This is a genomic window from Arthrobacter sp. Y3221048, assembly GCF_059092685.1.
The window spans coordinates 736,681-750,266 of the sequence record NZ_JBNHHX010000002.1 but is presented as its reverse complement, the minus strand read 5'-3'; the positions used below and the strand labels follow the sequence as shown (position 1 = coordinate 750,266).

Annotated in this window: 12 protein-coding genes; 3 read left to right on the top strand and 9 right to left on the bottom strand. The window is 66.6% G+C overall.

The annotated features are described in order from the left end of the window. The first annotated feature begins 22 nt into the window (after window positions 1-22). Window positions 23-271: a putative acetyltransferase gene (locus AC5RVS_RS08225; protein ID WP_493989066.1), complete on the top strand. Its 249-nt coding sequence runs from the start codon at window positions 23-25 to the stop codon at window positions 269-271. Here the strand turns inward: AC5RVS_RS08225 and AC5RVS_RS08220 are convergent. Beyond that, window positions 259-1,575 carry an MFS transporter gene (locus AC5RVS_RS08220; protein ID WP_494107759.1) on the bottom strand — a complete coding sequence of 439 codons (1,317 nt, stop codon included), beginning with the start codon at window positions 1,573-1,575 and terminating at the stop codon, window positions 259-261. The genes AC5RVS_RS08225 and AC5RVS_RS08220 overlap by 13 nt on opposite strands. 68 nt (window positions 1,576-1,643) lie before the next feature. Here AC5RVS_RS08220 and AC5RVS_RS08215 point away from each other — a divergent pair, with 68 nt between their 5' ends. After that, window positions 1,644-2,138, top strand: coding sequence for an ArsR/SmtB family transcription factor (locus AC5RVS_RS08215; protein WP_493989064.1), 495 nt, complete (start codon window positions 1,644-1,646; stop codon window positions 2,136-2,138). Between the two features lie 24 nt (window positions 2,139-2,162). Here AC5RVS_RS08215 and AC5RVS_RS08210 read toward each other — a convergent pair whose 3' ends face one another. From AC5RVS_RS08210 to AC5RVS_RS08175, 8 genes are all read right to left on the bottom strand, one after another. Further along, window positions 2,163-2,657 carry a hypothetical protein gene (locus AC5RVS_RS08210; RefSeq protein WP_494107758.1) on the bottom strand — a complete coding sequence of 165 codons (495 nt, stop codon included), beginning with the start codon at window positions 2,655-2,657 and terminating at the stop codon, window positions 2,163-2,165. Between the two features lie 9 nt (window positions 2,658-2,666). Then, window positions 2,667-4,589, bottom strand: a complete 1,923-nt coding sequence (gene typA, locus AC5RVS_RS08205; protein ID WP_493989062.1) for a translational GTPase TypA — start codon at window positions 4,587-4,589, stop codon at window positions 2,667-2,669. A gap of 160 nt (window positions 4,590-4,749) precedes the next feature. Beyond that, a complete protein-coding gene (locus AC5RVS_RS08200) occupies window positions 4,750-6,441 on the bottom strand; it encodes a dipeptide ABC transporter ATP-binding protein (protein WP_493989061.1) in 1,692 nt (563 codons plus the stop codon). Continuing rightward, a complete protein-coding gene (locus AC5RVS_RS08195; RefSeq protein WP_494107757.1) occupies window positions 6,438-7,406 on the bottom strand; it encodes an ABC transporter permease in 969 nt (322 codons plus the stop codon). The genes AC5RVS_RS08200 and AC5RVS_RS08195 overlap by 4 nt, the downstream gene beginning before the upstream one ends. Then, a complete protein-coding gene (locus AC5RVS_RS08190; protein WP_493989059.1) occupies window positions 7,399-8,325 on the bottom strand; it encodes an ABC transporter permease in 927 nt (308 codons plus the stop codon). Before AC5RVS_RS08190 ends, AC5RVS_RS08195 begins: the two co-directional genes overlap by 8 nt. A 122-nt stretch (window positions 8,326-8,447) precedes the next feature. Further along, window positions 8,448-10,094, bottom strand: a complete 1,647-nt coding sequence (locus tag AC5RVS_RS08185) for a peptide ABC transporter substrate-binding protein (RefSeq protein ID WP_494107756.1) — start codon at window positions 10,092-10,094, stop codon at window positions 8,448-8,450. 265 nt (window positions 10,095-10,359) lie between these two features. Next, window positions 10,360-10,896 (bottom strand): hypothetical protein, encoded by a 537-nt coding sequence (locus tag AC5RVS_RS08180; RefSeq protein ID WP_493989057.1) that lies wholly within the window; start codon window positions 10,894-10,896, stop codon window positions 10,360-10,362. Window positions 10,897-11,029: 133 nt separating this feature from the next. Then, entirely contained in the window at window positions 11,030-12,850 is a 1,821-nt protein-coding gene (locus AC5RVS_RS08175; RefSeq protein ID WP_494107755.1) for an ABC transporter ATP-binding protein, read from the bottom strand. Between the two features lie 80 nt (window positions 12,851-12,930). Here AC5RVS_RS08175 and AC5RVS_RS08170 point away from each other — a divergent pair, with 80 nt between their 5' ends. Continuing rightward, entirely contained in the window at window positions 12,931-13,554 is a 624-nt protein-coding gene (locus AC5RVS_RS08170; protein WP_493989055.1) for a PH domain-containing protein, read from the top strand. The last annotated feature ends 32 nt before the right edge of the window (window positions 13,555-13,586 follow it).

Here is a 13,586-nt window from a genome sequence, read left to right as displayed (position 1 = left end):
ACGGCCCACCTAAGATGGTCACGTGATACCCGCTACCCCCGCCGCGTTTCTGGCCGCAGCAGCACCGGGAACACGCGTGGTGGTCCGCTACCGGATCGAGGGCGGCTTCACCGACGTGCTCGGCGAGCTGCTGGCCGTCGATGCCGACAGCTGCACGGTGGGCACCAGGCGCGGCGACGTCGTCGTTTCCTTGTCGGCCGTGGCCGCGGCCAAGCAGGTGCCGCCCGCCCCTCCGCGGCGCCGCCCGCGGGCCGGCGGTCAGCCTTCGTAGCTGTCCGGCAGTTTCCGCAGCGCCCACAGGGGTGAGAACAGCACGGGCGCCGCGGCGAGCGCGGACCCGGCCGCACCGATCCACAGGGTGGGCACCAACCCGATGGTTTCGCCCAGCACGCCCGCCAGCAGCCCGGAGAGCGGCAATACGCCGTACACCACGAACCGGATCGAGGCGTTCATCCTCCCGAGCAGCCGCGGCGGGCAGACCCGCTGGCGCATCGTCACCTGCATCACGTTGTAGACCAGGGAGCAGAAGGAGACGCCGGCCTCGCCGACGATCAGCAGGAGCAGTGCCGAGGCGGTGTCCGGCATCAGCACCGACAACGGCATCGCCGCCAGGAAGACCGCCGACGCCACGCTCGCCAGCGGAATCAGCGCCCCTTCGCCGGTCAGCTTCGCCAGCTTGGGCGCCGCCACCGCGCCCAGCAGTCCACCGGCCGCGGCGACCGAGTAGACCAGTCCCAGCGCGCCCGGGCCCAGGCCCAGTTCGCGCAGCACCAGGATGGGAAACAGCGTAAAGGCCAATCCGGCGAAGAAATTGGCCAGGCCCGTGCACGCCGCTATCCGGCTGATCAGCGGATGCCGCACCACGAAGCCGAGCCCTTCCTTGATTTCCACCACGAGCGGCCGCCGGCCGAGCCGCGGTGCAGGCACTTCGCGGTCTGCGGTGCGGACCAGGAACAGGGCCGAGAAAAGGTAGCCGAGCGTGTCCGCGAGGAACAGCAGCGGAGCCGCCATCACCTGCAGCAGGCCGCCGCCCGCGGCGGGTCCGCCCATCCTCGCCAGCTGCGCGGTGCTCTCCAGCTTGGAGTTCGCCGACGCCACCTGGTCGCCGCGCACCAGGACCGGGATGTAGCTCTGGTAGGCCACGTCGAAGAACACCGTGGCGCAGCCGAGTACGCCCGCCACCGCGTACAGGTGCCACATCTGCAGCACGCCCATCCACCACAGCAGCGGCACGGACAGCATGGCGGCGGCTCGGACCAAGTCGGCCGTGATCATGACCCGCCGCTTAAGCCAGCGGTCCACCCAGGCGCCCGCGGGCAGGCCGATCAGCAGGAAGGCAGCGGTGGCGCTGGCATTGAGGACACCCACTTGGAATTCGCTGGCCCCGAGAACGATCACCGCGAGAACGGGGACGGCCAGCTGGCCGACCTGGACGCCGACTTGGCTGATGGTCTGCGCCGACCAGAAGGTGAGGAAGTTCGGGTCCCGCCACAACGACGGCGGTGCGCCGCCCGGGTGGGCAGCGTCGGCTGCCGGGGCAGTTCCGGAGCCCCGTGGAGCGGGTGCCTGAGTCACAGGTCATAGTCTCGGGCAGCGATTGGGGAAAGTCAATCATTAGGCAGCTGGTGTCGTATGCTGGAGACATGCCTACGGATCAGGACCTGCAAGCCACCGGGCGGGCGCTCAGCTCCCCGGTACGCCTGCGCATTCTCCGGCTCTGCCTCCACCGGTCGCGGACCAACAAAGAGATCGCGGAACTGCTCGGCCTGAATCCGGCCACCTCGCTGCACCACGTGCGCACGCTGCTCAACACCGGTTTCCTGGAGGCCGAGGAACCGCGAAAGGGCAACCGGGGGGCCAAGGAAGTCCCCTACCGCGCCACCCGGATGTCCTGGGGCGCGAAGATGCCGGACGCGGCACCGGTGCTGGTAGAGACCTTTTTGCAGGAAATCGACGGCCTGGCCCCGGACCAGATCGAAACCACCCGGATGGGCATTAAGCTCAACGACGCGCACCGCCAGGAGATGCTGGGGAAGATCCGCGCAATCTTCGAGGAATACGCGATGTTGCCCGCCGACGAGGACGGCACCGCAACCTCAATCTTCATGGCCCACCATCTGGACCAGACGGCCAACTGACGCCCGGCGCGCGGACGGCCCGAATCAGGTCCCGGCCCGCCGCGGCTTGAGCGCCCAGGCGCAGACCAGCAGCGCCACGATCGTGGCGAACACCAGTCCGATCATCCAGATCCGGCCCGCCATGGCGATCGGCAATTCCACCGCCGCGGTGGTCCCGGTGACGATCAGCGGCTCGGCGCCGGGGGCCATCGCCATCAGTCCGACGAGGACGTACGTGAGACCACCCGTCAGGCCGGCGATCAAAACGTTGTGAGTCTTGAGGCCGGCCCAGACCATCACCGCCAGGGCGAACAGCAAGGCTGCCGCGGCGCCCCACGGATACCCTGACTCCCCGACATAGAGAATCTGCGAGTGAAGGGCCGTTCCCGCGACCGCCGTCACCAGCGCGCCGAAGACAGCCGTGCCCCACCCGTGAAAGGCGGGACGCCGCCGTCGTGCCTCGGGCCGTTCGGTGCCCTGGCCTGAAACAGCGGAAGGCAACCCGCCGTGGTCTCCGGCGGGTTGCCTCTGCTCTGTCATAGGTTCAGTTTATGCCCGGGCGCGCGCACGGGCGGCCTTGAGCCGCTCGTTGGCATCCAGGACCACCTTGCGGATGCGGATGGACTCCGGGGTGACCTCAACGCACTCGTCCTCGCGGGCGAATTCGAGGGACTCCTCCAGGGTCAGGTTCCGCGGCGGGGTGAGGTTCTCGAAGCTGTCGGAGGAAGCGGCACGCATGTTGGTGAGCTTCTTTTCCTTGGTGATGTTCACGTCCATGTCGTCCGCCCGCGAATTCTCGCCCACGATCATGCCTTCGTAGACCTCGGAGGTGGGCTGGACGAAGAAGGAACCGCGTTCCTGCAGGTTGATCATCGCGAAGGGCGTGACCACGCCGGCCCGGTCGGCCACCATCGAACCGTTGGTGCGGTACTCGATCGGCCCGGCCCAGGGCTCGTAGCCCTCGGAGATGGACGCGGCGATGCCGGCGCCCCGGGTTTCGGTCATGAACCGGGTGCGGAAACCGATCAGGCCGCGGGCCGGGACAATGAACTCCATCCGGACCCAGCCGGTGCCGTGGTTGGCCATGTTCACCATCCGGCCCTTGCGGGCGGCCAGCAGCTGGGTGACGGCGCCGAGGTACTCTTCGGGCACGTCGATGGTCATGTGCTCCATCGGCTCGTGCACCTTGCCGTCGATGGTCTTGGTGACCACCTGGGGCTTGCCCACGGTCAGCTCGAAGCCTTCGCGGCGCATCTGCTCCACCAGGATGGCCAGTGCCAGCTCGCCGCGGCCCTGGACCTCCCAGGCATCCGGGCGCTCGGTCGGCAGCACCTTCAGCGAGACGTTGCCCACCAGTTCCTTGTCCAGCCGGTCCTTGACCTGGCGGGCAGTGACCTTCGCGCCCTTGACCTTGCCGGCCAGCGGCGAGGTGTTGATGCCGATGGTCATCGAGATGGCCGGATCGTCCACCTTGATGAGCGGGAGCGGCTGCGGGTTCTCGGCGTCGGTCAGGGTCTCGCCGATGGTGATGTCCTCGATCCCGGCGACGGCGACAATCTCGCCGGGGCCGGCGGATTCGGCCGGCACGCGGGAGAGTCCCCGGGTGGCCAGGAGTTCGGAGATGCGCACGTTCTTCAGCTGGCCGTCCTGGCGGGCCCAGGCCACGGTCTGCCCCTTCTGCAGGGTGCCGTTGTAGATGCGCAGCAGCGCCAGGCGGCCCAGGAAGGGTGAGGCGTCCAGGTTGGTCACGTGCGCCTGCAGCACGCCGTCGGGGTCGTAGGACGGGGCCGGGACGTGCTCCATGATGGTGGCGAACAGCGGCTCCAGGTCCTCGTCCTCCGGCAGGGTGCCGTCGGCGGGCTGGGTCAGCGAGGCGCGGCCGGCCTTGCCGGAGGCATAGACAACGGGAACGTTAAGGACGGCGTCCAGGTCAAGATCGGGGACTTCGTCGGCAAGGTCGGAGGCCAGGCCCAGCAGCAGGTCCATCGATTCGGCGACGACGCCGTCGATCCGTGCGTCCGGACGGTCGGTCTTGTTGACCACCAGGATGACGGGGAGCTTGGCGGCCAGCGCCTTGCGCAGCACAAAACGGGTTTGCGGCAGCGGGCCCTCGGAAGCATCGACCAGCAGGACCACGCCGTCCACCATGGACAGGCCCCGCTCCACCTCGCCGCCGAAGTCGGCGTGCCCGGGAGTGTCGATCACGCTGATGGTGATGGTCTCGCCCTGGGCGGACGGGCCGGAGTAGAACACGGTGGTGTTCTTGGCCAGGATGGTAATGCCCTTTTCACGTTCCAGTTCCCCGGAGTCCATGACGCGCTCTTCGGTTTCGCCGTGGCTGGCGAAGGCACCGGTGTGCTTCAGCATGGCATCCACGAGGGTGGTCTTCCCGTGGTCGACGTGGGCTACGATGGCGACGTTGCGAAGGTCGCTGCGAACGGCGCTCTGCGTCGATGCGGTGGTTTCAGACATGCGGGATTACTCTTCCGTGGATTACATGGAACCTGGGCCTAATATCGGACAGCCAGCGCCGTGCCCGGATGCGGGTAGGCACTCCATTGTAATCCGCAACGCCACCCATGGCCTAACCCGGCCCGGAGCCGGGGCCGGTGAGTGGGCTGGAGTCCTGGGGTCAGGCCACCTCGGGCGGCAGCTCCAGGCTCGCACCGGGAATGGCGGCCAGCAGCTCCTGCGTATACCGCCGCTGCGGGGAGTCGAAGACGTTGTCCGTGGTGCCGGCCTCCACCACCTTGCCCTTTTCCATCACGGTGACGTGGTCGGCGATCTGCCGGACCACGGCCAGGTCGTGCGTGATGAACAGGTAGCTCAGCCCCAGGTCCTGCTGCAGGCCCGCCAGCAGGTCCAGAATCTGGGCCTGCACCAGCACGTCCAGCGCGGAGACCGCCTCGTCGCAGATCACCACCTCGGGGTCCAGGGCCAGCGCACGGGCGATGGCGACGCGCTGGCGCTGGCCGCCGGAGAGCTCGTTCGGGAACCGGCGCATGGCGGACGCCGGAAGCGCCACCTGGTCCAGCAGCTGCCGGACCTTGGCTTCGCGGCTGAAGCGGTCGCCGATGTTGTGTACGCGCAACGGCTCCTCGATGGTGCGGAAGATGTTGTACATGGGGTCCAGCGACCCGTAGGGATCCTGGAAGATCGGCTGGACCCGCCGGCGGAAGGCAAGCAGGGCCTTGGCGTTGAGGGCGGTCATGTCCACGCCGTCGAAGACAATGTGGCCGCTGGTCGGCGACTCGAGGTTCAGGATCATCTTTGCCACGGTGGACTTGCCGGATCCCGACTCCCCCACCACCGCCATCGTGGTGCCGCGCTTGATCTTGAAGGACACGTTGTCCACCGCGGTGAAGTCAGTGGACTTTCCAAACCCGCTGCGCAGCTTGAAGACCTTGGTCAGGTCCTTGACTTCAATGACGTTGTCGGTGGATGTGGCCTCCTGCCCGACCGGTGCCAGTAGCTCCGAGGTTTCGATGCCGGCGGCCTTCGCCGACTGGATACGCCGCGAGGCCAGGGACGGCGCGGACTCAACCAGCCGTCGTGTGTAGGGGTGGCGCGGATTTTGCAGGATCTGCAGGGCGGGACCGGACTCCACGACCCGGCCCTTGTACATCACCACCACCTTGCGGGCACGCTCGGCGGCCAAACCCAGGTCATGCGTGATCAGCAGGACGGCGGTGCCGAGTTCCCGGGTCATCGATTCCAAGTGGTCCAGGATCTGGCGCTGCACCGTCACGTCGAGGGCTGAGGTCGGTTCGTCGGCGATCAGCAGCCGCGGCCGGCACGACAAGCCGATGGCGATCAGGGCGCGCTGGCGCATGCCGCCGGAAAACTCGTGCGGGAACTGCCGGGAACGGCTGGCGGCATCGGGCAGCCCCGCCTCTGCCAGGACGTTGGCCACCGCGGCATTGTCGGACCGGAGCCCGTTGGCCCGCAGCGTCTCCCTGACCTGGAAACCGATCTTCCACACCGGGTTGAGGTTGGACATGGGGTCCTGCGGCACCATGCCGATCGAATTGCCGCGCAGTTCCACGATCCGCCGGCTGCTGGCGCCGGCCAGGTCTTCCCCGGCGAAGACGATCTGCCCGCCGGAGACCCGGCCGTTTTCCGGGAGCAGTCCGATGGTCGCCAGCGCCGTGGTCGACTTGCCCGAGCCCGATTCGCCCACTATGGCCACGGTCTCCCCCGGCATCACCGTCAGATGGGCGTCTTTGACCGCTTCCACGTCGCCGGTGGACGTTCGGAACGTAATCGCCAGGTCCTTGATCTGCAGCAGGGGCGCGGCGCCGTCGACCTCGCGAAGGTGCGTCATCGCTTCCTCGCCTTCGGATCGAGGGCATCGCGGAGGGCGTCACCGAGCATGATGAAGCTCAGCACGGTGACGGACAGCGCCAGCGCCGGCCAGAGCAGGCTGGCCGGGTTGGAGCGCAGCGACACCTGGGCCGCGGAGATGTCATTGCCCCAGGACATCACGTCCGGCGGCAGTCCAATGCCCAGGAAGGACAGGGTGGCCTCGGCGACGATGAAGATGCCCAGGTTCACGGTCACCACCACGATGACGGGCGCCAGCGAGTTGGGGATGACGTGCTTGACCAGGGCGGCGAGCCTGGAAACGCCCAGCGACCGGGCCGCCGTGACGAAGTCGGCGTTGCGCACGGAAATGACGGCGCCACGGGTGATGCGGGCCACCTGCGGCCAGCCGAAGACCACCAGCGTGATGACCACTGTCCAGACGTTGCGGTTGGCCCGGAACAACGGCAACTGCATGATGATGATGGCGCCCAGGATCAGCGGCAGCGCGAAAAAGACGTCGCCGATCCGGGCGATCACCGCATCCAGCCAACCGCCGTAGAACCCGGCAATGGCGCCGAGCGTCCCGCCGATCAGCAGTGCACCGAGCGTGGCGAAAATACCCACCGTAAGCGATGCCTGGGTTCCGTAGATGATGCGCGAATAGACGTCGCATCCCTGCTTGGTGAACCCCAGCGGGTGCCCGGGCGCCGGTCCGCCGTCGGAATTGGCCAGCAGGCAATTCTGCGCTGGCGGCGTCTGTGTGAAGATCCCCGGGAAGAGCGCCACCACAATGACCAGCAACAGCAGCAGCGCCGAGATGATGAAGAGCGGTTGTGTCCGCAGGTTGCGCCACGCTTCGGCCCACAGGCTGAGCGGTTGCACATCCTCGTCGACTTTGTCGGTGGCCAGCACCGGAGTTTCGTCCAGGGGCGCAACGAAATGCTCGATGGCCTGGTTGTCGCGTTCCAGCGGTTCTCTAGGCATAACGGATCCTCGGGTCGAGCCAGGCATAGAGCACGTCCACCAGCAGGTTGGCCAGAATGTAGACGAGCACGAGCACGCTGACGATGGACACGATAGTGGGGCCCTCGCCCCGCAGCACGGACTGGTACAGTCGCTGGCCGACGCCGGGGACGTTGAAGATTCCCTCGGTCACGATTGCCCCGCCCATCAGGGCTCCCAGATCGGCGCCCAAAAACGTCACGACCGGAATCATGGAGTTCCGCAGGATGTGCACGACGACGACGCGCGGCCGGGACAATCCCTTGGCCATCGCGGTACGCACGTAGTCGGCGTTCATGTTCTCGATGATCGATGTTCGGGTCAGGCGCAGCACGTAGGCCAGCGACACAAGGCCCAACACGACGGCCGGGAGTATCAGGTCGGACCAGCCCGCCTGGGCGCCTACGGTGGGTCTGGCCCAGCCGAGCTTGACGCCGACGAGGAACTGCAGGACGAAACCGAGGACAAAAATCGGGATCGCAATGACGATCAGCGAGGCGACCAATACGGTCCCATCGAAAATCCGGCCCTTCCGCAGTCCGGCGATCAAACCGAAAAGGATGCCGAAGACGGCTTCGAAGATCAGCGCGAGGATGGCCAGCCTGACCGTAACCGGGAAGATCTGGGCCAGCACCTCGGCAACAGGCCTGCCGGAGAAGTCGTTGCCGAGATTGAAGGTGACGAGGTTTTTCAGATAGAGGACGTACTGGATGAGGAACGGCTGGTCCAGGTTGTACTGCGCCCGAAGCTGGGCAGCCACCGCGGGGTTGACGGCGCGGTCACCGAACAGTGCCTGGATGGGATCTCCCGGAAGGGAAAAAACGAGGAAATAGACCAGGAACGTGGCGCCGAAGAACACCGGGATCATCTGCAGGAAGCGCCGGAAGATGTACCAGAGCACTAGCTTCCTCCTTGCGCCCTGCGTGCCGCCAAGTGATGGATCATCAACCCTGCCTCTCGGTGGGGGATCAGGTTTGGGGCATTGCGGGGCCGGCCCGCGGCCGGGCCCGCAGCGCCTCGAGGTCACTTGCCGGTGATCTGGTGGTAAATCGGCACCCCGTTCCAGGCAGTGTCCACGTCCTGCACGACGGAACTCCAGCCGACCTGCCGGACCTGGTACCACAACGGGATGACAGGCAGGTCCTGCATCAGGATCTCCTGCGCCTCGTTGAAGATCCGGTTGCCCTCTTCCGGCGTGGCCGCCCCCAGCCCTTCACGCAGCTTCTGGTCGAATTCCTTGTTCGAGTAGTCGCCGTCGTTGGATCCCGCCCCGGTGCCGTACAGCGGCCCGAGGAAGTTGTACAGCGACGGGTAGTCGGCCTGCCAGCCGGCACGTGAGGCGCCGGTCATCTCCTTTGCCGTGACCTTGGTCCTGAGCTCGGGGAAGGTGGCATAGGACTCGAACTGGGCGTCTATGCCGAGCACGTTCTTCAGGCCGTTAGCGACTGCTTCGATCCATTCCTTGTGGCCGCCGTCGGCGTTGGAAGCGATGGTGAACGTCCTGTCGCCCCACGGTTCGATCTTGTCGGCTTCCGCCCACAGTCGCTTGGCTTCCTCCTCGTTGTACTGCAGCACTTCGTTGCCCGGGATGCTGTCGCTGTAGCCCGTGAGTACGGGGGCTGTGAACTCGGCAGCCGGCTGCCGGCCGCCCTGGAAGATCACCTGGGTGATCTCGTCCCGGTTTATCGCCAGGGAGATGGCTTGGCGCCGCAGCTGGCCGGCCTCGCCGGTCCATTCGTCCAGGTACTGCGGAATGACGATGGTCTGGTTGCCGGCATAGGGCTTTTCCAACCAGCGGCCCTCGCCGAGGTCGGTCTTGAAGTTTGCCAGCGCGCTCGGCGGGATGGTGTCGAGCACGTCCAGGTTGTCCGAGAGCAGGTCCTGATAGGCCGCCTCAAAGGACGAATAGAACTTGAAGGTAATCCCGCCGTTCTGCGGGGTCCGGGTGCCTTGGTAGTCCGGGTTCGGCACCAGTTCGATCTGCACGTCGTGTTGCCACGCGCCGTCACCGCCCAGCATGTAGGGTCCGTTCCCCACCGGGTTCTCCCCGAAGGCCTCCATATCCTCGAAGGCCACGGGCGGCAGCGGCACGAAAGCCGTGTAGCCCAGGCGCAATGGCCAGTCGGATTCGGGCTGTCTCAGCGTCACGTTGAAGGTCGTGTCATCGACGACCTTGAGCCCGGACATCTCCTTCGTGGTCGCGCCCTCTGAGCTGACCTCGTCGTAGCCTTCGATGCTTTCGAAGAAATAGGCGCTCAGCTGGGCGTTCTCGACGGCGGCGCCGTAGTTCCAGGCGTCCACGAAGGAGCTGGAGGTCACCGGGTCACCGTTGGTGAACGTCTGGTCCGGCTTCAGTGTGATCGTGTAGTTCTGCGCGTCTTCAGTCTCGATGGATTCCGCTACCTCGTTGACCGGTTTGCCCTCAGGATCGTAGCTGATCAGGCCTTCGAAGATGAGGTCTATCACGCGGCCGCCGCCGACCTCGTTGGTGTTGGTGGGGACCAGCGGGTTCTGCGGCTCCGTGCTGTTGGCCGTGATCACCGCTTCGGCGTTCCCGTCGCCTCCGCCCTCCGTGCCACCGCCGCCGCCACCGCCACCGCCGCAGGCCGTCACCGCGAGCGCTGCCGCGGCTGCCAGTGAAACCAGTCGGGATGTTCGAGCGAAACGCATGCCGCCTCCTCAGGTACTGTGCTCCATCCAGCGGCTTGTGACGCCGGACCGGTCCGCGCCGGCATGGTTCGCAGCCGCGCAGGCTCAGGTGGCACCAGCATATGCGCCAACTGTGACGCTGATAACAGGCCTTGCTTCCATTTGGGTTGCAATTTGGCGAAAAGGGATGCTAAAGCGGGCCACCGCCGAGGGTTTTGCGGCCCGGCGGGCCGGGACACGGCCACTTACTCAACACCGGCGTCGGTGACGGCCGGTCGCGGGCCCCTCAGGAGAGCTCGGCGAGCTTGGCTTTCCAGTAGGCACGCCAGTGGTCAAGCTGCTCGGTCGACTCGAGCCGTTCATGCTGCAGGCCTATCGAGGACTTGCCTGACGGCTTTTCGTAGATATGCACGCTGACCCGGGAGCCGTCGGCCAAGCCGCAGCGCCAGTACCGCCACTTGGCGGTGTCGCTTAACTCGGGTCCGCGGGTGACCGCGATGCCCGAGAATTCCTCCGCGCCGCCGACCACGGCAACCCACTTGTTTCGCGCCTCGTCCATGCTTCCGGTGACGGTCTTGCTCACCGAGGTTTGGAACTCCCCGTCGCAGTCCTGGCCCGGCTGGCGCCGGCCGATCTGCTGTTCGTAGGCGACGGTGGCCGTTTGCGCCCACCAACCGTCCGCGAGCCCCGACTCGTGCAAGGCAGCGGCGATGTCCTTGTGGGTGAGTTCCTTGGCGCCGATTCCGGCCAAGAACTCCTCCACCTCGGACCAGCTGACGCCAATGCCCTTTTCGATCGCCTCGATGTTCATGCTGCGTACCACTAACACTCCTGGATTGCGCGATGGCCGGCCGCGCCGTCATGGCACCGCGCCGGCCAGGGGCGGCTGAGCCCCCGCCGCTATTTCATCATGGGCGGGGGCTCGGCACTATGAATGGCGGAATTGCAGGTGTCCGTCAGTCGCCGGCGGCGAGCAACTGGGCGCGGAGTTCGCGGCGCTCGCGCTGCTTCTCCGGATCGGGCAACGGTACGGCCGCCAGCAGCCGCTGGGTGTACAGTTCCTGCGGGTTGCGCAGGATCTCGTCACGGGTGCCCTGCTCAACGATCCGGCCGTGGCGCATGACGCAAATCCGGTCGGCGAGCACGTCGATGACAGCCAGGTCGTGAGTGACAAACAGGCAGGCGAATCCCAGTTCCTGCTGCAGGTTCTGGAACAGGTCCAGCACCGTGGCCTGGACCGACACGTCCAGTGCGGAGGTGGGCTCATCCGCCACCATCAGCTTCGGTTCCAGCGAGAGCGCCCGGGCAATGCCCACGCGCTGCTTCTGGCCACCGGAGAGTTCGTGCGGGTAGCGGTTGCGGTACGCGCGCGGCAGCTCTACCTGGTCCAGCAGCGCCTCGATCTTCCGCTGCAGGGTGGCGCCCTTGGCGACGCCGGCGAGGTACATCGGTTCGCCGATGCTCTCACCGATCGGCAGCCGGGGATTCAGCGAGGACGACGGGTCCTGGAACACCATGCCCACGTGGCGGCGCAGCGCGTGCAGCTGCTTGGGCCGGGCGCCGGCGATCTCGTGGCCCACCACGTGCAGGGAGCCCTCCGCGACGGGCAACAGTCCGACGGCGGCGCGGCCGATCGTCGTCTTGCCCGATCCGGATTCCCCGACCAACCCGACCACCTGTCCGGGATAGATGGACAGGTTGGCCCCCTCCACGGCGCGGAAGGCAGGCACCCGCCCCTGTTTGGGATATTCGATGGCCACATTGGTCAGCTGAAGCACGGGTTCGCCCTTGGTCGACTCATGGCGTGCCTGCGCCAGGGCTTCGGCGTTTTCCCGTTCGCGACGCTGCAATTCGGTCTCGTCAATGCTCAACGAGACACCGGTCGCGGCGGCCAGCGCCGCCGTGAGGTCGACTTCCGTTCCGTCCTCGGGACGCCCGCCCAGGTGGGGCACGGCGGCCAACAAGGCCTGCGTGTATTCGTGCCGGGGATTGTTGAAGATTTCCATCGCGGTGCCGGTCTCCACGATGCGGCCGCGGCGCATTACGGCGATCTTGTCGGCCAGGTCGGCCACCACGCCCATGTCATGGGTGATCAGCACAATGGCGCTGTCCAGCTTGTTGCGCAGGTTGCGCATCAGGTCCAGGATTTCCGCCTGCACGGTGACGTCCAGGGCGGTGGTGGGCTCATCGGCGATCAGCAGTTTGGGGTCGCAGGAGAGCGACTGGGCGATCATGGCGCGCTGACGCTGCCCACCGGAAAGCTGGTGCGGATAAGACCGGAAAGCTTTCTCCGGGTCGGGCAGCTCGACCAGCTCCAACAGCCGCAGCGCCCGCTGCCGGGCCTCATCGGGCGAGATGGCGTTGTGCAGCCGCAGCGTTTCCACGATCTGGAACCCGATCGTGTACACGGGGTTCATCGCCGTCATGGGCTCCTGGAAAATGACGGCGACGTCATTGCCGCGCACTTGCCGGAGCTTGGCGCTGCTGAGGCCCAGGATTTCGCGCCCGTTGAGCTTGACGCTCCCCGTGACACGGCTGTTGGACGGCAGCAGGCCCAGCAGCGCCATGGAGCTGGCGCTCTTGCCGGAACCGGATTCGCCCACGATGGCCAGGACTTCGCCTGCCTTAACGTCGTAGCTGAGGTTGATGGCGGCGGGCACCCACTCCTTGTCCACGCCGAAGTCCACGCTGAGGTTGGTGACCTCCAGGACGGGTGCTGCGCCGCCGGCTGTCTCCAGATTTCCTGCCGGCAGCGTCGGATCAATGATTTCAGTCATAGCTGGTCTTTCCCTTCCAACCTGTCGCAGTTGGTTGATGCTAGTGGAGAACTGAGACCCAGTCCTGAAACTATGGGTGCATGACAACGTCTGCTGCCGCCGGCTCCACGGTCTTCCGTCCGCGCTCCGCGACCTGGTTCACGGGTATCGTCTGGGCGATCGTGGCGGTCAGCCTGGCGTCCTCGGTGCTCACGCACGGCCCGGGCAGCCTGCTCGACTCCTGGCCGCTGCTGGCCATCGCTTATCTGACCTGGTGGCTGGCCTGGTATCCCGCCGTCGTGATTGGCGACGACGGCGTGGTGCTGCGCAACCCGGTGCGCACTGCCTCCGTGCCCTGGGCAGCACTGGCGACGGTCGACACCAAATATGCGCTGACCCTGGTCACTCCGCGCGGGAAGTACACCTCGTGGGCCGCGCCGGCTCCCGGCATGTTCGGCGTCCACCGTGCACGCGCCGATCACGTCCAAGGGCTTCCGGAAACCACTTACGGGCCGGCGCAGTCGATCCGGCCGGGCGATCTCGCGAACACCGATTCCGGAGCAGCGGCGTACTACGTCCGCAAACGCTGGGCGGAGCTTCTGGCCGCGGGCCGCATCAGCATCGGAGATGCCGACAACGTCCCGGTGGGACGGACACCGAATTGGGCGGTGCTCGCCGTCGGGACGGTGCTCGCGGTGCTCAGCGTCGTGACGCTGGCCCGCTGAGCCGGGCCCCATGTGGTCGGGAAGGCGACGGG

Coding starts and splice junctions, on each gene's coding strand:
- AC5RVS_RS08215 (WP_493989064.1), top strand. CDS start 1,644: ATGCCTACGGATCAGGACCTGCAAGCCACCGGGCGGGCGCTCAGCTCC.
- AC5RVS_RS08210 (WP_494107758.1), bottom strand. CDS start 2,657: ATGACAGAGCAGAGGCAACCCGCCGGAGACCACGGCGGGTTGCCTTCC.
- typA (WP_493989062.1), bottom strand. CDS start 4,589: ATGTCTGAAACCACCGCATCGACGCAGAGCGCCGTTCGCAGCGACCTT.
- AC5RVS_RS08200 (WP_493989061.1), bottom strand. CDS start 6,441: ATGACGCACCTTCGCGAGGTCGACGGCGCCGCGCCCCTGCTGCAGATC.
- AC5RVS_RS08195 (WP_494107757.1), bottom strand. CDS start 7,406: ATGCCTAGAGAACCGCTGGAACGCGACAACCAGGCCATCGAGCATTTC.
- AC5RVS_RS08185 (WP_494107756.1), bottom strand. CDS start 10,094: ATGCGTTTCGCTCGAACATCCCGACTGGTTTCACTGGCAGCCGCGGCA.
- AC5RVS_RS08175 (WP_494107755.1), bottom strand. CDS start 12,850: ATGACTGAAATCATTGATCCGACGCTGCCGGCAGGAAATCTGGAGACA.
- AC5RVS_RS08170 (WP_493989055.1), top strand. CDS start 12,931: ATGACAACGTCTGCTGCCGCCGGCTCCACGGTCTTCCGTCCGCGCTCC.